General features: G+C 38.4%; 17 protein-coding genes and 1 riboswitch. Of the genes, 7 read left to right on the top strand and 10 right to left on the bottom strand.

Features of this window, described 5'->3' with window-relative positions; translation table 11 throughout:
- Positions 1–115: 115 nt before the first annotated feature.
- Both AC1Q6O_RS02650 and AC1Q6O_RS02645 read right to left on the bottom strand, forming a co-directional pair.
- Positions 116–571, bottom strand: coding sequence for a TlpA family protein disulfide reductase (locus AC1Q6O_RS02650; protein ID WP_025113759.1), 456 nt, complete (start codon positions 569–571; stop codon positions 116–118).
- A gap of 181 nt (positions 572–752) precedes the next feature.
- Entirely contained in the window at positions 753–1,295 is a 543-nt protein-coding gene (locus tag AC1Q6O_RS02645) for a peroxiredoxin (RefSeq protein WP_008174083.1), read from the bottom strand.
- Positions 1,296–1,706: 411 nt separating this feature from the next.
- On the opposite strand from AC1Q6O_RS02645, the gene AC1Q6O_RS02640 reads away from it, so the two are divergent.
- The 7 genes from AC1Q6O_RS02640 to thiW all read left to right on the top strand — a co-directional run bounded on the left by AC1Q6O_RS02640 (position 1,707) and on the right by thiW (position 8,480).
- Complete coding sequence (locus tag AC1Q6O_RS02640; RefSeq protein ID WP_008174085.1) at positions 1,707–2,249, top strand: helix-turn-helix domain-containing protein; 543 nt, start codon at positions 1,707–1,709, stop codon at positions 2,247–2,249.
- 17 nt (positions 2,250–2,266) lie between these two features.
- Entirely contained in the window at positions 2,267–3,373 is a 1,107-nt protein-coding gene (locus tag AC1Q6O_RS02635; protein ID WP_043989687.1) for an ABC transporter ATP-binding protein, read from the top strand.
- Positions 3,363–4,172 carry an ABC transporter permease gene (locus tag AC1Q6O_RS02630; protein ID WP_089985219.1) on the top strand — a complete coding sequence of 270 codons (810 nt, stop codon included), beginning with the start codon at positions 3,363–3,365 and terminating at the stop codon, positions 4,170–4,172. The genes AC1Q6O_RS02635 and AC1Q6O_RS02630 overlap by 11 nt, the downstream gene beginning before the upstream one ends.
- On the top strand, positions 4,169–4,966 hold the full coding sequence (locus AC1Q6O_RS02625; protein WP_008174089.1) for an ABC transporter permease: 798 nt from the start codon (positions 4,169–4,171) through the stop codon (positions 4,964–4,966). Before AC1Q6O_RS02630 ends, AC1Q6O_RS02625 begins: the two co-directional genes overlap by 4 nt.
- The gene (locus tag AC1Q6O_RS02620; RefSeq protein ID WP_008174091.1) at positions 4,963–6,036 is read left to right on the top strand and encodes an ABC transporter substrate-binding protein; all 1,074 of its coding nucleotides are present in this window, start codon (positions 4,963–4,965) and stop codon (positions 6,034–6,036) included. The genes AC1Q6O_RS02625 and AC1Q6O_RS02620 overlap by 4 nt, the downstream gene beginning before the upstream one ends.
- A gap of 490 nt (positions 6,037–6,526) precedes the next feature.
- Positions 6,527–7,723 carry an MFS transporter gene (locus AC1Q6O_RS02615; protein WP_043989688.1) on the top strand — a complete coding sequence of 399 codons (1,197 nt, stop codon included), beginning with the start codon at positions 6,527–6,529 and terminating at the stop codon, positions 7,721–7,723.
- Between the two features lie 51 nt (positions 7,724–7,774).
- A riboswitch (TPP riboswitch) is annotated at positions 7,775–7,882 on the top strand.
- 94 nt (positions 7,883–7,976) lie between these two features.
- Complete coding sequence (thiW, locus tag AC1Q6O_RS02610) at positions 7,977–8,480, top strand: energy coupling factor transporter S component ThiW (RefSeq protein WP_043989689.1); 504 nt, start codon at positions 7,977–7,979, stop codon at positions 8,478–8,480.
- Positions 8,481–8,570: 90 nt separating this feature from the next.
- Here the strand turns inward: thiW and AC1Q6O_RS02605 are convergent, their stop codons facing one another.
- From AC1Q6O_RS02605 to AC1Q6O_RS02570, 8 genes are read right to left on the bottom strand one after another with little or no spacing between them, the layout of a single operon-like run.
- Positions 8,571–11,168 (bottom strand): VWA domain-containing protein, encoded by a 2,598-nt coding sequence (locus AC1Q6O_RS02605; protein ID WP_342532106.1) that lies wholly within the window; start codon positions 11,166–11,168, stop codon positions 8,571–8,573.
- Positions 11,152–12,897 carry a vWA domain-containing protein gene (locus AC1Q6O_RS02600; protein ID WP_008174099.1) on the bottom strand — a complete coding sequence of 582 codons (1,746 nt, stop codon included), beginning with the start codon at positions 12,895–12,897 and terminating at the stop codon, positions 11,152–11,154. The genes AC1Q6O_RS02605 and AC1Q6O_RS02600 overlap by 17 nt, the downstream gene beginning before the upstream one ends.
- Before the next feature lie 11 nt (positions 12,898–12,908).
- The gene (locus AC1Q6O_RS02595) at positions 12,909–13,784 is read right to left on the bottom strand and encodes a DUF58 domain-containing protein (RefSeq protein WP_008174101.1); all 876 of its coding nucleotides are present in this window, start codon (positions 13,782–13,784) and stop codon (positions 12,909–12,911) included.
- Entirely contained in the window at positions 13,781–14,776 is a 996-nt protein-coding gene (locus tag AC1Q6O_RS02590; RefSeq protein ID WP_492400906.1) for an AAA family ATPase, read from the bottom strand. Before AC1Q6O_RS02590 ends, AC1Q6O_RS02595 begins: the two co-directional genes overlap by 4 nt.
- An 11-nt stretch (positions 14,777–14,787) precedes the next feature.
- Positions 14,788–16,227, bottom strand: a complete 1,440-nt coding sequence (locus AC1Q6O_RS02585; protein ID WP_492400905.1) for a DUF8809 domain-containing protein — start codon at positions 16,225–16,227, stop codon at positions 14,788–14,790.
- Positions 16,228–16,239: 12 nt separating this feature from the next.
- Positions 16,240–17,085, bottom strand: a complete 846-nt coding sequence (locus AC1Q6O_RS02580; RefSeq protein WP_008174107.1) for an ABC transporter permease — start codon at positions 17,083–17,085, stop codon at positions 16,240–16,242.
- Positions 17,082–18,017, bottom strand: a complete 936-nt coding sequence (locus AC1Q6O_RS02575; RefSeq protein ID WP_008174109.1) for an ABC transporter ATP-binding protein — start codon at positions 18,015–18,017, stop codon at positions 17,082–17,084. Before AC1Q6O_RS02575 ends, AC1Q6O_RS02580 begins: the two co-directional genes overlap by 4 nt.
- The gene (locus AC1Q6O_RS02570) at positions 18,017–20,410 is read right to left on the bottom strand and encodes a DUF8725 domain-containing protein (RefSeq protein ID WP_492400904.1); all 2,394 of its coding nucleotides are present in this window, start codon (positions 20,408–20,410) and stop codon (positions 18,017–18,019) included. Before AC1Q6O_RS02570 ends, AC1Q6O_RS02575 begins: the two co-directional genes overlap by 1 nt.
- Positions 20,411–20,480: the final 70 nt, after the last annotated feature.

The following is a 20,480-nucleotide window of genomic DNA, read 5'->3' as shown; positions in this document are numbered from 1 at the left end:
TAGCGTATTCTTTGCGATATGTATTGTCAAAACAAGACGCGGTTCGTCATTGTTGGACAACGCTTCAAACATAAAAAAAGACGAGGACCTAAATCCCCGTCATCACTAACTATGATTATTCAGCGTTACGCATTTCGTCTAGTACGCGATTTACACGTTTTTCTAACATTTTCATACCGCTACCACCAGCTTGCATATGGCGCAGCTGACCATCTTTATCGAACACAAAATAAGCAGGTACATATTGATTTTCAAAAGCATCTGTTAACTTCATTTCGCTATCCACAAAGATTGGTTGCGCAATGTCATGCTCAGCCGCTACTGCCTTAATCGTCTCTAAATCAGTATCTGCTTCAGAACGTGGCATATGTACTGCTACAACATTTAGCTCATCTTTATATTGATCACGGAAATTATTAACATCTGGCATAGCTTCTTTACATAAATGACAGCTCACTGACCAGAAATGGATTAATGTTGGTTTTTTGCCTACTAGTTCTGCTTTTGTTACTTCACCATTTAACCAAGTTGTTGCGCCAACTAGCTCTGGCATTTGTTCACGAAGTTTCATGAAAAATCCTCCTCTATTAAATCGTTGTTCTTTAGATACATTAAATGTTGGGTAAAACTCCTCCCAAAAAATATTGCCATCTAAGATAAAGTAAATTAGCACTCGCCACTTCACTTAAAAGTCCCCACAAGCATGTCGTGGGGACTCTTTATTTGTTACATCATGACGCAACTCTATTTTATTATAGAGTTGCTTGACCTGGACGCCAGTTTGCTGGGCAAAGACCGCCAGTTTGTAATGCTTGAAGTACACGTAACGTTTCATCAACATCACGGCCGATGTTATTATCGAATACTGTTTGGTATTTTAATTCACCTTCTGGATTAATGATGAATAAGCCACGTAGCGCGATACCTTCTTCTTCAATTAACACACCGTAATCTTTAGAAACTTGGTGGTTTGTATCCGCAGCTAATGGATATTTTAATTCACCAAGACCATTTTGAGTGCGGTCTGTATTAATCCACGCTAAGTGAGTGTGGATTGTATCAGTAGAAACACCGATTACTTCAGCATCTAAGTCTTCGAACTCGTCATAACGATCGCTCATTGCAGTGATTTCTGTTGGACATACAAATGTGAAGTCCATTGGATAGAAGAAAAGTACTGTCCATTTATCTTGTGCTTTAATATCTTCTAATGATACTTTACCAAATGATTTGTCTGAAAGTACTGCTTCCATTGTAAAGTCAGGTGCTTGTTTACCTACCATGCGTTCTGCCATAATAAATCCCTCCGAATAAATATGTAGTTTATATATTCTATTCCATTCGCACAAGCGAACTCGTCTTCTACGATAGCAGAGTAAACGTAGTTTTTCAAACAAGTAAGCTCCGCCCCATTACCCGATTGTAGTGAGTCGACAAAAAATCGTCAAATCCAAAATTGGGATTTCTGCTACATCCTATTTATTAGCTATTTTTGACAACTATATTCTCCTTTATACAATTTTTTTCTCCACTACATTTATGACTCCTTTTTTAACATTTTACAGCGATTTTTTTCATAAAAAACGATTGCAAATTTTTATTTATTATGTATAATTGTAATGGTTTTAGTAAACTAAAAGTTTCGTTAAAGTAAACTTCATATTTCAAAAGTTTATCATTGCTAAACTTCTTCTAGGAGGGAAAAGATGCAAATAGGAGCAAAAATTAAAGCGCTTCGTTTAAAAAAAGGTCTTACCCAAGAGGAACTTGGAGAACGTACAGATTTAAGTAAGGGCTATATTTCCCAATTAGAACGTGATTTGAATTCACCTTCTATTGAAACACTTTTTTCTATATTAGAAGTGTTAGGGTCGACACCTAAGGAATTTTTTGATGATGGAACACCTGAACAAAAGGTTGTTTATACAGAAGAAGATCAGTCCATCTTTACGGATGAAGAAAAAAAATACGAAATTCAATGGCTCATCCCTACATCCAACGAAAAAGAAATGGAGCCTATTTTCTTAACATTTGAAGCCAATGGCGAATTCAAGCAATTTGAGCCATCACTCTCGGAAACATTTATTTATGTAGTGAAAGGGCGTATTCGTCTCGTTTTAGGGAATGAACAATATATCGCTAGTGAAGGCAATGCTCTTTATTTTGACGCGACAGACCATCATCAAATTTTTAATGCACATGCTGCTGAAACGAAAATTTTACTCGTTGCAACGGATTCATATTTATAGCTTAAGGAGGCGCATCAATGACAATGAATTCCATTATCCGTTTTGAAAATGTATCCAAGTCTTATAGTGACGGAACAGTTGTCTTAAAGAATATTAACTTGGAGCTTGAAAAGGGCAAATTTTATACTCTCCTTGGCCCATCTGGTTGTGGGAAAACAACCATTTTACGAATTATTGCTGGTTTCACAGAGCCTACAACAGGGGATGTGTTTTTCCATGATAAAAAAATAAATTCTGTTCCTGCCAATGAACGTCAGGTGAATACTGTTTTTCAAGATTATGCGCTGTTCCCTCATTTAAATGTATTTGAAAACGTCGCATTCGGACTACGTATTAAGAAGTTACCTGAAAAGGAAATTAAAGAACGTGTTGCGGAGGCTTTAAAATTTGTCAATTTAGCAGGCTATGGCAATCGTGAAATCTCCGAAATGTCTGGTGGTCAGCGTCAGCGTGTAGCGATTGCACGTGCTATCGTTAACGACCCTGAAGTAATTTTACTGGATGAACCACTTTCAGCATTAGACTTGAAATTACGTACAGAAATGCAATACGAATTACGTGAATTACAGCAACGTCTTGGCAAAACCTTTGTTTTCGTTACGCATGATCAGGAAGAAGCACTCGCTATGAGTGATGAAATTTTTGTTTTAAGTGAAGGACAAATTCAACAATCTGGTACACCAGTAGATATTTATGATGAACCTATTAATCGCTTCGTAGCAGATTTCATCGGTGAATCCAATATAGTGCCTGGTGTCATGATAGAAGATTTCAAGGTTGAATTTGCGGGTAAGATTTTCGAATGTGTTGACCAAGGTATGAAACCAAATGAGAAAATTGATATCGTTATACGCCCTGAGGATTTAGAAATGACGACTATTGATAAGGGGAAACTTGTTGTTAAAGTAGATACACAATTATTCCGTGGCGTCCATTATGAGCTATCTACGTATGATAAAGATGGCAATGAATGGCTAGTCCATTCGTTGAAAAAAGCTGAAGTAGGGACAGAAATTGGCTTAGACTTTGATCCAGAGGCGATTCATGTAATGCGCTTAAATGAAACAGAGGAAGAGTTCGATAAACGATTAGAATCGTACGGAGACGACGAAGATGCAAGCTAAGACAGCAAAATCAGCGTTATTTCCATATGTTTTATGGATTGCCCTTTTTGTTATCGCGCCGATTGCACTCGTTGTTTATTATTCCCTACTCGATTTACATGGCAATTTCACGCTCGATAATTATAAAGCGTTCTTCACTTCTGTTTACTTAAAAATGACATTAAGCTCGTTCTGGTATGCATTTTTAATTACATTCTTTACATTATTAATTTCATATCCAACTGCTTACTTTTTAACAAAAACGAAACACAAGCAGCTTTGGTTATTGCTTATTATTATTCCTTCATGGATTAATTTATTGTTAAAAACATATGCCTTTATCGGTATCTTTGGTTTATACGGGCCGATCAATGCATTTATCGAAGTGTTTGGCTTTGATCCAAAGCAAATGCTCTTTACAGATATTAGCTTTGTTTTTGTATCCGTGTATATTTTTATTCCGTTTATGATTTTACCGATCTTTAACTCTTTAGATCGTTTAAATCCAACACTTATTTATGCGTCTCGTGATTTAGGCGCATCTGCTTTTACAACATTCCGTCGCGTTGTTTTGCCATTGACAATGGATGGCGTTAAATCAGGTATTCAGGTTGTCTTTATCCCTGCTCTATCACTTTTCATGATTACTCGCTTAATTGCAGGAAATCGTGTTATCACCCTTGGTACAGCGATTGAGCAGCAATTCCTTGTGACACAAAATTGGGGAATGGGTTCAACTATTGCCGTGTTCTTAATTTTATTTATGGTAATCATTATGCTTATTACGGGACAAAAAGATAAAGGAGGTCGCGTACGATGAACAAACTTTCTGCATCAGCCAAAGTCTATTTAACGATTGTTTTTATCGTTCTGTATGCACCCATTCTCTATTTAATCTTTTACTCGTTCAATAGTGGTGGCTCCATGAATAACTTTGAGTCCTTTACTTTAGAGCATTATCAGGCTGTTTTTGAAGATTCAAGGCTACTTGTTATTTTAATTAATACCGTTATCGTAGCATTACTTTCAGCTCTAATTTCTACTATTATTGGAACGTTAGGAGCAATCGGTATTGTAACAGTCAAGGATTCAAAAATGCGTAATACATTATTGTCCTTAAACAATGTTTTAATTGTCAGTCCAGATGTCATCATTGGTGCAAGCTTTTTAATCTTATTTACAATGGTGGGCATTAAATTAGGCTTTGCTTCAGTATTATTAGCACACGTAGCGTTTAGTGTACCCATTGTAGTGTTAATGGTTTTACCTAAATTGTTAGAAATGAATAAATCACTAATTGATGCAGCATTAGATTTAGGAGCAACCAAAAAGGATATTATGATGCGTGTCATTTTACCTTATATTCAGCCAGGTATTTTTGCAGGTTTCTTCCTAGCTCTAACGTATTCATTAGATGATTTTGCAGTGACATTTTTCGTAACCGGCAATGGCTTCAGTACATTATCGGTAGAAATCTACTCGATGGCTCGCGCGGGAATATCTCTAACAGTTAACGCTATTTCCGGTTTAGTATTCTTTGTAACAGTTATCGTTGTGGTTGGCTATTACTTCATTACAAGTCGCACAAGCAAAAGAACGGAGGGACAACAATGAAGTCATTAATTCAAGCGACCATCGCTATACTTGTTGTTTCTGCCCTTTTATTTTATGCTGCTGACGCCTTAAGTGCGGGTGGAGGAAAAAGTGGAAAAGACACTTTAACCATCTTTAACTGGGGAGAGTATATTGATCCTGATCTATTGAAAGAGTTTGAAAAAGAAACAGGTATTCATGTCATTTATGAAACATTTGATTCCAATGAAGCTATGATGACTAAAATACAGCAAGGTGGTACAGCGTATGATATTGCTGTCCCTTCTGAGTATATGATTGAAAAAATGAAGGAAGATAATTTATTGATTCCTTTAGACAAAGCAAAAATCCCGAATTTTAAAAATATCGATCCGTACTTTTTAGATTTACCATTCGATGATAACAATCAATTTTCAGTTCCTTACTTCTGGGGAACAGTAGGAATTGTATATAATCCAAAGCTAGTTGGGAACTTAGATTTCTCCTCCTGGGACGATTTATGGGATCCTTCATTAAAAAGAAAAGTATTTTTAGTAGACGGTGCCCGCGAAGTGATTGGGATGGGTTTAAATAGTCTTGGACACTCCTTGAATTCATTGGATAACGATGAATTGCGTGAAGCAACTGACAAGCTGATTACACTTGCGCCAAACGTAAAAGCGATCATTGGGGATGAAATTACACCATTAATGATCAATAATGAAGCATCAGTGGCCCTCACTTGGTCTGGTCAGGCAGCGGACATGATGTCTGAAAATGAAGAGTTGGACTTTGCTGTTCCTGAAGAGGGCTCCAATTTATGGTTCGATAATATGGTTATACCAAAAACCTCAAAAAATATTGATGGTGCACATGCCTTTATCAATTTTATGCTAAGTGCTGAATCTGGTGCTCAAAATGCCGATTATGTTGGCTATTCGACGCCTAATATCGCTGCGATGGACTTAATGGACCCTGAAGTAGTTGCTGATGAACGCTATTACCCTTCTGAAGAGCAACGTGATACATTAGAGGTCTATAAAAACTTAGGCCCAGATTACTTAGGTAAATATAATGAGCTGTTTTTAGAATTTAAAATGAGTATTCGATAATTTATAAGAGCGAATTGGTCTAGAAACCAATTCGCCCTTTTTATGTAAGCATTCAGTTGTATTACTATATTTAGAAAGCAATTCTACTAGTAGCCTGTAGTAGTTCATCTTCGCAGCCCCCTCTCCTATAATCCCTTTGGTCTATGTTTAAGCTAACAATCATTTTCACCTCTAGATCAAAGAAAAGACCATAGATACTACGTGCCAATACATATGCCCATCATAGCTTCATCTTAAACAATATTATTCACTTTTATCACGCTATTTCATTTCAACAAAATTACTTCTAGCAAAAAGTTCATACGCTCTCCTAACTATTCATGTTTATTAATCAATTAGATACTATTACATTGTGAAGTTTTCTGAGAAAAAAACTTTTCTGGAAAACCATTCTAACGATTGGATCAGTTACAGCAATCTCAACTATTAGCCAGCCATAATTCTTTATGATAGACTGTACTATATTTGATTACATAAAGGGGGTTTTTCGATGACCCAGCAGAAGTCCAATAAGGCGGCTTTGTATATATTAATGTTTAATATGTTTATCGCAATGGGGAGTATTGGAATTATTATTCCTGTAATGCCGGAATATTTAAGAATATTTGGAGCAGCAGGACAAGTTCTAGGCATGCTTATTGCAACGTTCGCCTTGGCACAATTTGTATTTTCTCCAATTGCTGGGAATCTTTCTGACCTGTATGGGCGGAAAAATTTAATTATTTTCGGTCTTATACTAACAGGACTTGCACAAATCGGTTTTGGCCTTTCTACAGATGTTTGGATGCTCTTTTTGGCACGCTTTTTAGGTGGCCTTGGCTCTGCATTTGTTGCACCTCCTATTATGGCTTTTGTAGCAGACGTGACAACTTATGAAGAACGCGGAAAAGGAATGAGTATGTTAGGAGCTGCAATGTCGTTCGGCTTTATGATTGGCCCTGGAATTGGTGGTTTCCTCGCAAAGGTTAGCTTACATTTTCCATTTTTCATGGCGGGAGCTGCCGCCATTTTAGCGTCTATTTTATCGTACTTTTTATTACCATCTACAAAGCCAAATACTGCGCAAAATAGACAAAAGCAAGATAATCTGGTGAAACAGATGGCTCGCTCTGTACATATGCCTTATTTTGTTATGTTAATTATTATGATGGTATTCTCATTTGGGATTGCTAACTTCCAAACAACCTTATCACTATTTGTGACAGAAAAATTTAATTACTCACCTGGCGATATTGCTACCATTCTAGTGGTTGGTGGAGCATTTGGGGTAATTGTACAGATGTTTATCATAACGCCACTCTTTAAACGCTTTGGTGAAATGAAAGTAGTTTTGGTCAATTTATTTATTGCCTCCATTGCTATTTTCTTAATATTATTTGTTTCAGGTTTTGCACTAATATTAGTTGTAGCAACCATCTTCTCTACGGCAACAACATTAATTCGTCCAGCTGTTAATACACTCATCTCAAAACTTGCTGAAACAGAGCAAGGGTTTGCAGCCGGCTTGAACAATGCCTATATGAGTCTTGGAAATATGATTGGACCCGCTTTAGCTGGTTTCTTATTTGACTGGAATATGAATAGTCCTTATATTTTTGGTGCCATTATCTTATTAGCCTGCTTCTTCCTTGCCCTGATTTGGACATTGAAAAAGGCACCACAGCTTATGCATCCAGATTCACACTAATCATCAAAGCTTATTGACTATTGATTGAAGTATGTTACACTTCTAAAAAATACTTACCACTAGGGGAGTCTTTTAAAGGCTGAGACGTATATGGTTATATACGGACCCTTCGAACCTGATCTAGTTCATGCTAGCGGAGGGAAGTGGCGCTTCTTGCTATTTTCAGTGTATAAGCAAGGCCGCTTCCTGTCGTTTGAAGGAAGCGGCTTTTTTCATTTTCCTAGTGGCTAAAACGAAAAGGAGCGCACCTATCATGTCTATTCGAAAATTAACAATTATGGCTTTATTAGTAGCGATTGCCGTTGCAGGCTCTACGTTCATCTCCATTCCAACTGGGATTGCTCGTGCCTACCCTGTGCAGCACGCTATTAACGTAATAGGAGCCATTATACTTGGACCCGTACCTACAGTTGTAGTTGCCTTTGTTACGGCTATCATTCGTATCCTTACAGGAACAGGCTCACTGTTAGCCATTCCTGGTAGTATTATTGGAGCATTATGCGCAGGTCTTGCCTATAAATATAGCAGTAAAATGTGGCTAGCTGGTATGGGTGAAGTGATCGGCACTGGTCTTCTCGCATCGCTTGTAGCAGTGCCCTATGCAAAGTTACTTATGGGGACATCCGTAGCGGCCTTATTTTTCATGCCTGCCTTTTTAATATCAAGTTCAATTGGAGCAATCTTAGGTATTGTAGTAGCTAGCAGTTTGCGTAAAACCGTGCTAGTAAAATATTTTAATTCCCGCTCTTTTTATTAAATAACGTTGTTGATATAACTTAGAGGATTTGTCTCCATGCATATACAAAAAGCAGTGCGAAATAATTCGCACTGCTTTCATCTAACTAAATTATTGGCGTTTTTTCATACCCTTTAATAATTGTGCCACGTTCGTGTTTTCTGCCTGTACGGGGTGATTCTCTACAATTTGCTCCTTTTTCTTCGGCTTCGTTAGGAAATTCCAGCCAAAGCGTCTTATTGTAATATCAATAAAGAATAAGAGCATACCTGCAAGGAGAAGCCATGTCGCAATGTTTTGACGATCCGCCCCTTGCTTTGTAAAGTCACGGAACACTTCTTGTGGTTCTTTTAAAATAGCACCACCAGTTTGTTCGGTTAATTCTTCTATTAATTTATCATTAGCAGGAAGAAGTTCATACTCAGCACTATAGGGAACACTTAATCCAGCCTGATAAATCGTTTCCTTTTCATCAGCGATACGGAAGAAGATTAATCCCGGGTCAGCTTGTACTACAGCACGCACCTGAGAGGCTGATATAGTTTCAAGCTGTGTGTCTAACTCTTCACCAGCTTCATTAACCGCAACAATATCTAAAAAGGCTGCTTCATTTGTAGGATCTGTAATCATAAAGGACCCATCTGATTCTATTCTTACATCATAGGCAACATCATTATAACTTGGGAGCATTTGTGAAATAAGCGTTTGCCAAAATGTGCCCCAGTTTTGCCATCTTGCCCAGTCGCCCGACCACTTTCCTGTTGAATCAGAAGTGAATGCGAATGTTTTGCCAAGACCGTATTGCCATTGTGCTAACACCGGATCTTCTTTTTCGCTTTCAGCCACGACGGTAGCACCCTGCTTTGCGGTTGTTCCGATATAAGCATTCATTTGTGGAACGCCATTGGCAAATAGCGTATTCCATCCCCCTGCATGATAGAGTATTGGATAAAATGGGTTATCCTCAATGTACGTACGGGAAATCATAGCTGTTTCACGAGATAAAATGGAAGGAATAGTTTGCTCATCGATAACATTGTAGAAACGTCCGCTTCCCATCTCACTCAGAGCTTCCAATAAGTTAGCATCCGCATCTTGACCAATAGCCACTGTTGATAAAGTTATTCCAGTATCTTTTCCTTGTTCAATTAAATCTTCATAATTTCCTGGCTGTGATTGTCCATCCGTTAAAAGAATAATATGCTTACGTTGCAGTTTTATATCTGCTAGGTTTTCATATGCTTTTGCAAGTGAACCATAGATTTCTGTCCCGCCTCCTGGTGTAACAGATAAAATGGTATCCACTGCCTCTTCTTTATTGTTCAGAGGACCAGTCTCTATAATTTCCCATGGTCGATCATCAAATGCTATAAATCCTAATGTATCTTCATCACGTAGCATTTCAACTGAACGTGCTGCTGCTTCCTTTGCAAGCTCTAGCTTGGATCCTGACATACTACCAGAGCGATCTAGTACAATGACAAGTCCTAATGAAGGTAATTGTTCTTTCCCCTTAATTTCCATTTCAACAGGTAATAATGTTTCAATTGGCGTTTTAAAATAACCACCTAAACCAAAGCTATTTTCTCCACCAACCATTGCAAAACCAACACCAAAGTTTTTGACTGCTTGCTCTATCACACTCATTTTCGCCTCACCGACTAAATGTCCTGGTACATTATCGAAAATAATGGCATTATATTGCAAATAACTAGAGAGTTCATTTGGTAAGCTTTCAGGTGATTTTATATCATAGGCTATTGATTGCTGACCAAGTGCCGCCGCTATTGGTGAAGCTGTTTCATAGCCATTCACAATGAGTAAATGTGGTTCGCTTTGTACCATTGTGACACTTGTTAATTTATTGTTTTCAAATATTGCGTCTTGTCCTACTTGAACAACGGCTTCATATTTCACCAGCCCTTCACCAGTCGCTGCATGTTTATAGGTAAACATATTCGTTCCTTCGGCTAGCTCGACTGCCTCACGATGAATCAGTTCATCATTTTCATATAATAATAGCTCGCCTTGTCCAGCTGTTGTTGCATGCACTTCTGTTACCAGTTGTTGTTGCTCACCCACATAGGCAACTTGTGGGGACACAAAGCTTATTAATGAAACATCATTCACAACAGGCTGACTAAAGGGCACAACATCCACACTAATATTGGAGCCTTTAAACTTCGTGGCGAAATCTAAAGCATTGCCCTTTGTCTCATTGCCGTCCGTTAAGAGCACAAAGCGTGTTGCTTTTTTCGGATCTATAATACCTGTGGCAAGTTGCAGGCTTTGTTCTATATTCGTTTGATCAGTAGCCTTTATTTCCGTAAACTTTGGTACTTCCTTTAATGTTTTAGTCATAATGGCTTCTGTTTGTAATGTTGATGAGAATGAATACAGCCCTGCAAGCTGTTCGTCTTTTTTCGATTGTAAACTATCCTGTATAAACTGTACCATCTCATCTTCAGTCCCATTCATGGAAGCTGAGCGGTCAATTAGATACACGATTTGTTCTTCTTTTATAGGTAATAAAAGATACGGCCCTGCCAATGCGAAAACTAAACAGCCTACCGCTAGCATGCGAATCATAAGTACGATAGCATGACTCTTTTTTAGTCGCTGTCGTTCTCGCCAATAGGTCCAACCAAAATAGATGAGTAATGGAAGTAATAGCAACAATATTAATGGCATATCAATTCGTAAATCCACGACGTCGTTGCACCTCCCACTCTGAAACAAGTAAAACTAAAATAATAAGAATTAGCCAAGGGACAAAAGAAGCCTTCGAAATCTCAGCCTTTCCGTTATCAGAAATATCCCCTAATGTATAGCTTGTTCCTTGTTCAATAACACGTTCTTGCGCCTGCAATTGTACAATAAAATGTTTTTCTTCATTATTAGAACGCACAAAATAGATGCCAGGTTTTGTTGGCGCAGTTAGCATACCATCCGTAACCAATGATAGAAATTCATCTTCTTGTGAATATACACTCCAGTCTTCCTGCGCTAAAGCTACTACTCTTTGTTCATTTGGTGTGAAAATACCGAGTGAACCAATGGATTCTGATAACTGCTGTTCAGTACTCCATAAGAATAACGGGAATGATGGGTGTAGTGGCCAATCCGTATCTGCAATATCTGCTAAGACGACGATATCCCCTTTAGGAGAGCGCTGTATAAACGGCTGTTCTCCAACAGTAGCGATAGTTTCATAATTTACAAATCCAGGATACAAGGCGCTAACATAAACATCCTTGAGCTCGCTAAAAGCAAATAAAGCATCACTTTTAGTACTTACTATGCCACTTACCTCTACCTTTTCGGCATCATCACGGCCAAATAACACAAGAGGTTTGTCCATCTTTTCCAGCAATTCAGCTTGATTAGTGATCACCGTGGCATCCTGATTGTCTACTACTTGTAAAGGCGGAACGATTTTCACACCCGTACTTACGGATTGAAACCCTTTTTGAATCAATTGATGCATGCCCTGATCAACCACAATTTTTGAAGTAGCTGTTTGTAGTAAAACGGTTTGTTGATTATCTACTGCATAATCATCTTGCACATCAATGATTGCTGTCATTGATTTTTCTAAAGGTAACTCCTTAAAGGTTTTTGTTATCGCTTCCATTGGAGGAACAGCGATATTCTCAGCTACTAACTCTTTACCCTCTTCATTTAGTAATGCTAGTGTGACCTTTTGCTCGATGTCTGTATCATTATGAAGCTGCACAAGCGCCATTGTAGCCTGTCCATCTGTTGTTGCAGCAAATCGAGTAATAGCAATATTTGTTAAGTCCTTCGCAGCACCTCTTACTAGCCATTTAACAGAGTCCTTGTTCATAGGTAGTTGTTTTTTATCGAGTGCATCTGTAAATACATAAATTGAAGTCGGTGTATCTCCAACAAATGCTTGTGCCACATCTAGCGCCTTATCCATTTCTGCCGTTTCATAGGTTACTTGTAAGTCTTTAATACCTTTTTCGATATCTTTAACATTTGTCTCTTGCTGCAAAATCGCTTTTGGTGCTGAACCAGTCGTAATTAACGTGACTGGTCTCCCATTTAATTCATCTATAAGCGTCAGCATTTCCTGTTTATGTGTGTCAAAGGTAGATTGCCCCTTACCAGCTAACATTGTTGCAGAAGTATCAACAATAAATATAGTTTGCTCACCAACAATCGTTGATTTTTTCACATAGGGATTCATGAGTGCCAACACAAGGAGTAGCAATGCTAGTAACTGTAAATAAAGTAGGGCATTCTTTTGCAAATGCTTTAAATACGGAGATACCCGTGTTTCCTGCATAATCTCGGACCAGAAAAGTGTTGAAGAAACCGTCTGATCTGTATATTTTTTTCGAAAGAAATAATAGAGTAGGACAATGACCGGGATGATGGCCGTCCAGCTAAATATGATTTGACTAAAGCCCAATACGGCTCACCTCACCTAATCCAATGTGCTTTTAATAATTGCTGAAAGATTGCCTGTTGCAAACCATCTTCCACCTTCAATTGTAATTTCCGAATGCCGAAACGCCGACAAATGGCTTCAAATTCTTCTTCATGTAATAAACGTCTTGCGTGATAGGTTTCTAAAACTTTTGTGGACATTGTCACATTGACTTCATTACCTGTTTCACGATCCAGAAGGCGAACATCACCCGAATAGTTTGGTGATAATTCTTCTTGCGTCACAATTTGTAAAATCCTTACATCACCAGCATAGCGTGGTAGCCTTTTTAAAAGTTGCTCCCATTCCTCGATGGACTCTAATCCATCTGTCACAATAAATAACACTGTACTGTCTTTTGGTAAAGCCTTTAAGGCACCCTGTGCAAAAGGATTCGAATAACTCGCTTCCTCTATATCTGTCACTATTTGTAAAAATGTTCGGCGATACATAGCACCCTTCCGACGAAACGGTGGCTTCGCATCATCCTGTAAAAATGAAAAAGACAAACGATCGTCTCGACCAAGTACCATAAAACCAAGGGATGCCACTATTTGACGAGCAAAAATCCACTTGGCTTCTGTCCCCATTGATTTTGTGGTATCGAGTAAAATGTGTACGCGCATTTCTTGTTCATCTAAAAATCTTTTAATAAAGTATTTATCCGTTCGGGCAAAGACGTTCCAATCCACTTGTCGTACATCATCACCTAAATGATATTCTCGAAAATCCGAAAAATCGAGGGAAGCCCCAAAGCGCTGTGAACGATGCGAGCCTTTATGCTGCCCGCGTAGTTTGGAGGCAGTCGCTATTTGAAAACGACTAATTTTTGCTAACCAGTCTTCGGGCAATAAGTAGTTGGCTGTCACTTGCTAACACCTTGCTGAATTTTTTCTAAAATAACATCAATGACATCATCTGCTGTCTTTCCTGAAGCCTCCCCTTCATAGTTCAACAGCATTCGATGACGTAATACAGGCTTAGCTACAGATTTAATATCCGCTACCGAAACATGGAACCGCCCATTCATCAGCGCTCTAGCTTTAGCTAATTTTATTAAACTTTGCAAACCACGAGGTCCACTTCCATACATGGCATATTGCTTGACCTCGTCCAGAGCATCAGCTCTTTCTGGGTGCGTTGCCACCACTAAATCAGTGGCAAATTCCAGCATTTCATCAGCAACCAGCACTTCTTTCACCATTTGCTGTGCTTCTATTAGAGCCTCAGTGTTCATCAATTTTTGTAAGCCAATTTCCTGAGCACCTGTCGTACGTTTCATAATTTCCATTAGTTCATTTTTTTCTGGATAGGGAACAAGAATTTTACAAAGGAATCGGTCCATCTGTGCTTCTGGTAACGGATATGTCCCTTCCATTTCAATAGGATTTTGCGTCGCTAACACGAAAAAGGGTCTCGCCATTTTTTTTGTATCTCCCAAAATCGTTACCGTTTTTTCTCCCATTGCTTCTAACAAAGCACTTTGAGTCTTCGGTGTAGCACGATTTATCTCATCCGCTAACACCATCTGACTAAAAATCGGACCTGGCTGAAACGTAAATTGTTGCTTCCCATCTGGGATACGTTCAATCATACTTGTTCCAGTTATATCAGCCGGCATAAGATCTGGTGTAAATTGTATTCGTGAAAACGACAAGTCAAGTACTTCAGAAATTGTACGGATTAACATTGTCTTCCCTAAGCCTGGTAAACCTTCTAATAATGCATGACCATCTGCTAGTACAGCGTACAAAGTATAATCAATTGCATCTTCTTGTCCTACAATAAAGCGATGGATTTCATCTTTTACTTGTTGTAATTTTGTACTCATTTCTACATACTGTTGCTCTGTAAATGCCATTTCATTTCCTCCTACTGCGACTCAATTGACGTGAAATAAGATTGCACGACATTTTGTAAATCCTTCGGTAATTGTAAACGCTCTGAGCTTTCTAAATAGCTGTCTTTATAGGAGCCAATTACTTCTTCATACGGTCGAATGGTACCCTTTGTTATCGGACCATTCCCCTGTTGCTCAGAAACATGGGAACCATCTCCCAATGCTCCCCCATCTACGGATGTCTCGTTTGACCCACCTAGACGATTCGGTGTCGTCAATAAATCACGACCACCTTGACCTCTGCCTGCGCCTTGTCCCTGACCTTGACCCTGTCCTTGTCCTTGTCCTTGTCCTTGGCCCTGACCTTGGCCCTGTCCTTGGCCCTGTCCTTGGCCCTGTCCTTGGCCCTGTCCTTGGCCCTGTCCTTGTCCTTGATTATTACCATTCTGTTGTTGGGAACCACTTTGAGCATTATTTTGACCAGACTGGCTTGCCTGCCCTTGCTGATTGCTTGGCTGGGAATTCCCGGATGACTGCTGACTACCTTGTTGTTGGTTATTATTTTGATTGTTAGTGCCAGCATTATTAGCACTAGCAATCGCATTTTGTAAGGAATTACTTGCTGGTTTACCAAGTTTACTCATAGCTGTTTGTGTGGCATTTGCATTTTGTGTGAGGTTTTGCTGCATTTGAGCAAGTTCTTTCAATTGTTCAACTTCTGCTTTCGATAAGCCTTGTTCGTCGGTAGCACCGTCTTGACTTGCCGTTTGCTTATCCTTTAATTGCTGCTCCTTAAGAGCAAGCTCCTTTTGCTTCTTCACCACTTCGCGCAGTGCCTCTTCAGCTGTTTCTGCTTCCTTAAGCGTGTTTTGAAGCTCTTGCAATTGCTCTTTTACTTCTTTTGTCTGTGCTTTATTCTCCAGCTCCGCAACTTCCTTCTTCATATCGTCGATTACAGCTTGCTCTTTTTCAACTTCTATCGCTTCAATTTGAGTCGCTGCTGGGAACATATAAAGGATTGCTAGGACGACTGCTGTGCCAAATAATCCAATAAACGCCTTTGGTCGAAACAAATTTTTCTTCCGAGCCTTAAAGCGTATGAAAGCCTGTTCAACATTCTGTATTGCCTTTAATAATAATGCTTGAACAAGTGGGTCCTGATCGTCTTTCAATGATAAAGCAGTCACCAACTCATTATGTGAAAAATAATGATCCAATGTATGCAAAGCTTCTTTCTCTTTAACACGTCTCCACCAGATGTAAACTATCGTTGCAATCAGAAGCGTAACAAAGACAGCCAACGCAATTTGGCGATAATAGGGCCAGACAAATAATCTTGAAATAAGAACAAGAGAAGCACACGAAAGCAATGCCAAAAACAGACCGTATTGTGCAATAGGGATGCTTTTTTCAAATGTTAAACTCGACTTTGCACGCTGAATGTATTTTCGTAATTGCTTACGACGCTCCATAATAATTCCTCCTCATCGGTTACTTTTCATGTTGGCACGTAATTTTTTTATCGCAATCGTTAAACAAAGTACAATAATCAATACATACGCAATTAAATAAGTAATCCACACAGGTAGTTCCACTCCTGAAAGCTCAGCTAACGCATTGCCCATCTCCGGTGAAATCAGCGTCAGCATTAAGGCACCTGGATTAATTGAAGCCCAAAAATAAGTCATAAAGGAGGTACTTGCACCAACGGCATTACCCATTTGATGGAAAGCCATTGTTAAAAAGAAGAAGAATGCAGTAATCCCTCCTAAAAAGATAATAGATCCATATGTGGCTATCATGGCAACTATTGTTTTTTTAGTAATCGTTGAAAACATGACGCCAATACTACCTATTGCTACAACAGTAACTAAGTAAAATAAAAATATAGAAATAAGCTGAGAAGGTGAAACTCCACCAAATAGGAACACTAAACTATATAATGGTAATCCTGCTACGAGCATTAAAACTAGAAACGACACGGACGATAATAATTTTCCAATGACAATTTGTGTAGAGCTTTGTGTCGTTGTTAGCAAAATATTTAAGGTTTGTTTTTCACGCTCACTACTGATAGCTCCTGCTGTTAAGCTTGGTGTAATGAATAGAACTAATGCCATTTGTAAAATCGTTAATACAGCAAACATCATAAAACTTGTTTCTGGTCTAAAAAATCCTTTGCCAGTAAATTCAGTTGTCAGCAATAAAAAGCCTGCAATGAAAATACAAAGTACTGCTAAGTAAAACATTAATCCTGAGAAGCTTTTAAAAGAACGGAATCGTAACTTTAACTCTTTCACAAATACTGGATTATAAAATCTTTCCATCATTGACTGTCCGCTCCCTTCGTAATCGCCATAAAGACATCCTCTAAATCTTTTTCTTCCTCACTTAACGCATAAATTGGTAAATCGGCAAGTATGGCCTTTTTCAGTAATGCCACCTGCTCTGCATCTGTTCCACGATAATTAAAGGCTATTTCAAGACGATGCTCAAGAACATCAATAGACGAAATATGGGGATCTTCTTCTAAATATGAGCGTACTTCATTTATACGATCTGTCACTTTCATTACAATACGCTTTTCTCCCTGTAGCTGTGCCTGAATGGCAGCAACATTTCCATGTGCAATTAATTTGCCATTATCAATGACGCCAATTTCATCACACATTTCAGCTAGCTCCGGCAAAATATGAGAAGAAATTAAAATGGTTTTACCCATAGACTTTAAATTTCGTAAAATATCTCGCATTTCCACACGGGCGCGAGGGTCTAATCCAGATGCTGGTTCATCTAAAATCAATACTTTAGGATCATGAATAAGTGCACGGGCAAGACATAAACGTTGCTTCATCCCACGCGATAATAAATCTACGTATTCATAACGTTTACTCGTTAAATTTACAAGTTCTAAAAGCTGTGGAATCAGCACTTGGCGTTCTGCCAGTTGTATACCATAGCTAGCTCCATAAAAATCTAAGTATTCATCTACTTTTAGCTGATCATAGACACCAAAGAAATCAGGCATATAACCAATCTGCTTGCGTACTTCTTTCGGTTCCTTGACGACACTTTTACCGTTTATCAACGCATCGCCTGATGTCGGTGACAATAATGTCGCTAAAATAGAAAATGTTGTTGATTTCCCTGCTCCATTTGCACCAACAAAGCCAAACACGATGCCTTCTTCTAAGGACAAATTTAAATGATCCAGGGCCGTAAAGGAGCCATATCTTTTCGTTAAGTCACGAATTTCAATCATTATTTTGCCACTCCCTTCAGCTCTATTTCAGGTAATTTCGTTTGTTCGCCAGTTGGATCTGGGCCATATTTTATTTCAAGTCGAACTTCACTATCTTGATTAATATAATTTTTAATGTTATTTGTAAACACTTGCTTTGTATCCACTAATGGCTCATACATATTCGTCGCATTATTCCATATCGACAGTTGCATACGCTTAACATCCTTATTAGAAATAGTTAGTTCATTAAGTGATTCCACAGCGTCCATAAATTGATCGGGCATTGCCATTGTTAATTCGTATAAACCATCAGATAGATACCAGTTATTTAATTCCTCATCAATTTTATCGAAGTATCCACTCGCCGATAGTGAGTTTAATGAGTACGTGAAATTATTACGTTTCATTGTAAAGGGTCCTGATAGTTCCACTTTCCCTTTAAACGGTTGAACAAGCATTGTAATTGGAGACATATTTGCACTTGTTTCAAGTTCAGCTCCTACAATCGCTTGATCTGTCCATGCTGTCAGTACTGGCTGTCTATCATTCTCTACAAGTGGCAATGCTAATGTTTTCATTCGTTCAACACGCATAGGATCTACCTCATCCTTCTGAGATGGGTAACTATAATTATAACTATTAAAAACAGATGGCTTTTGAAGTACTGTTGTCTTCATTTCCTTGTCTACTTGTAAGGTTCCGTTTGCTTTAATATCACCCAGTTTTACTTCTTTCACGCCAGAGATTAAAGTGACGTCTTTTAATTCAAATGGGAAATTATTTTTTATTGTTCCAGTTAGCTTCTCATTTTTCAACGTTATATCAACATCCATTTTGCCAATATTTTGAGCAGATGTTTTCCCTACAAATGATTGAACAGACCAATAATTTAAATCACGTAATGTTAACGTTGAACCGTTGGCATTTTCCTTAATATAAGAAGATTCATGTAAATCACCCACTGAACCCGTGAAATTATTATAATTTCTCATTGCAACAGCCGTTGTGTTTTTATCCGTATTCACAATAAAATCCCCGCTACGATTCGTTAAGATTGATTCAACATAGTACCCATTTAAACTACTATCCTCATTGACCTTATAAAATGCGGATTGTTGTACTTGTGGCTGAACAATTCTGTCTTTTGCTCCAACAATGAAAAGACCAATCGAAAGAACGATTGAGAACACCGGAATAATCCACCATGCATGCTCCCGCTTATCTACCTTTTTCAGGACAAAATAAAGAACTGGACCAATGATGATAATATAAAGAATAATGACGATAAGCATATAGCTTACTGAAACTTCAAAGGACGGGAATAGTTCATTTATGTTACGAAGCTCATAAGAAATTTGATCGAGTGGGGATTGTCCCTGACTCATCATTCCTTGCTGTGAAATACTTTGAATATCAATTATCTTTGCTAGGAGGGCTGCATAGCCATCCATTGAAGCGAGCGGCTGATCTCCTAAAGAAAAGGCTGTTTGAATAATTTCGCCACTGCCAATTTTTTTCTTCGAGGCTAGGACTACATTATTCTCCGTTAATACAGGTAAACTTTCTTCATGATTAGTAGCTGTATGAATCGAAATTGGCTGCGTAAAAATACCACCGCCCGATAATTTTGTTAATGTTTCTGCAGAAATAGATGTCATTTCTTGTGATAATGACATTGGTAAATAATCTTTAAAAACCCCTGCTGTGGCATCTACTTGATCAGTAGCCCCTAAAAGTAATGTACCCCCATCTTGTACCCATTTCAGCAATGCCGCTTGTTGTTTTTGTGCTAAGTCGGCTATTGCTACTTCATCTATGACGATGACGTTTGCCATGGCAAGTCCTTGTTCATCTTCTGGGAATGTATAATCCTTTAATTGATTAATATTAAATATTTCCACATTGTTTTGAGAAACAAATGATGATAAACGTAAAAGTGCAGATAGTCGATCACTTTTATCTGTTAATGTATAGACAAATGTTGATGTAGGATCTAAAAAATTGGATTGTAGGCGCTTGGTCCCCTTATAGGCAATCTTTTTTCCCTTTTCAATATTCCCTTCATAAAAGGCAAATAAATCTGCGTCCGAATATCCATTGTCAGCTAAACCATCTAGATAGAAGGTAAATGTCTTCTCTTCTCCTGCTGCAATATCAATTGGAACGACAAGTGCGGATGCTGCTTCATAAGAATTGGAAGAATTTATTGCCATATCCCCAGAAAAATCTGCACCGTTATTTTTCACTGTCACTTGTAATGGCACAACTGATTGATATTTAGCTTTCCCTGATATACCTGCTGTTGCTTTGACCTCTAATGGTGCAGCTGCTTGCGCCTGTGTGGAAGGCAGCAGAAAGCTCATCATCAGCATAACTAATAAGGTCAGTGCCGTAATTTTTGTCTTTTTCAAAAGCTCAACCCCTTTTTATGTAAGTAGATGGTTACATAATTATACGATTTAAATTGCATTTTGTTCCATT

Source organism: Lysinibacillus sp. GW823-FHT06C08 (assembly GCF_058795135.1).
Note: the sequence above shows the minus strand (reverse complement) of the source record. Positions and strands in the feature narration are given on the sequence as shown.

Bases quoted from the DNA above. Each gene is read 5' to 3' on its own strand.
- AC1Q6O_RS02650 (WP_025113759.1), bottom strand. From the start codon at position 571: ATGAAACTTCGTGAACAAATGCCAGAGCTAGTTGGCGCAACAACTTGG.
- AC1Q6O_RS02645 (WP_008174083.1), bottom strand. From the start codon at position 1,295: ATGGCAGAACGCATGGTAGGTAAACAAGCACCTGACTTTACAATGGAA.
- AC1Q6O_RS02640 (WP_008174085.1), top strand. From the start codon at position 1,707: ATGCAAATAGGAGCAAAAATTAAAGCGCTTCGTTTAAAAAAAGGTCTT.
- AC1Q6O_RS02635 (WP_043989687.1), top strand. From the start codon at position 2,267: ATGACAATGAATTCCATTATCCGTTTTGAAAATGTATCCAAGTCTTAT.
- AC1Q6O_RS02630 (WP_089985219.1), top strand. From the start codon at position 3,363: ATGCAAGCTAAGACAGCAAAATCAGCGTTATTTCCATATGTTTTATGG.
- AC1Q6O_RS02625 (WP_008174089.1), top strand. From the start codon at position 4,169: ATGAACAAACTTTCTGCATCAGCCAAAGTCTATTTAACGATTGTTTTT.
- AC1Q6O_RS02620 (WP_008174091.1), top strand. From the start codon at position 4,963: ATGAAGTCATTAATTCAAGCGACCATCGCTATACTTGTTGTTTCTGCC.
- AC1Q6O_RS02615 (WP_043989688.1), top strand. From the start codon at position 6,527: ATGACCCAGCAGAAGTCCAATAAGGCGGCTTTGTATATATTAATGTTT.
- thiW (WP_043989689.1), top strand. From the start codon at position 7,977: ATGTCTATTCGAAAATTAACAATTATGGCTTTATTAGTAGCGATTGCC.
- AC1Q6O_RS02590 (WP_492400906.1), bottom strand. From the start codon at position 14,776: ATGGCATTTACAGAGCAACAGTATGTAGAAATGAGTACAAAATTACAA.
- AC1Q6O_RS02585 (WP_492400905.1), bottom strand. From the start codon at position 16,227: ATGGAGCGTCGTAAGCAATTACGAAAATACATTCAGCGTGCAAAGTCG.
- AC1Q6O_RS02580 (WP_008174107.1), bottom strand. From the start codon at position 17,085: ATGATGGAAAGATTTTATAATCCAGTATTTGTGAAAGAGTTAAAGTTA.
- AC1Q6O_RS02575 (WP_008174109.1), bottom strand. From the start codon at position 18,017: ATGATTGAAATTCGTGACTTAACGAAAAGATATGGCTCCTTTACGGCC.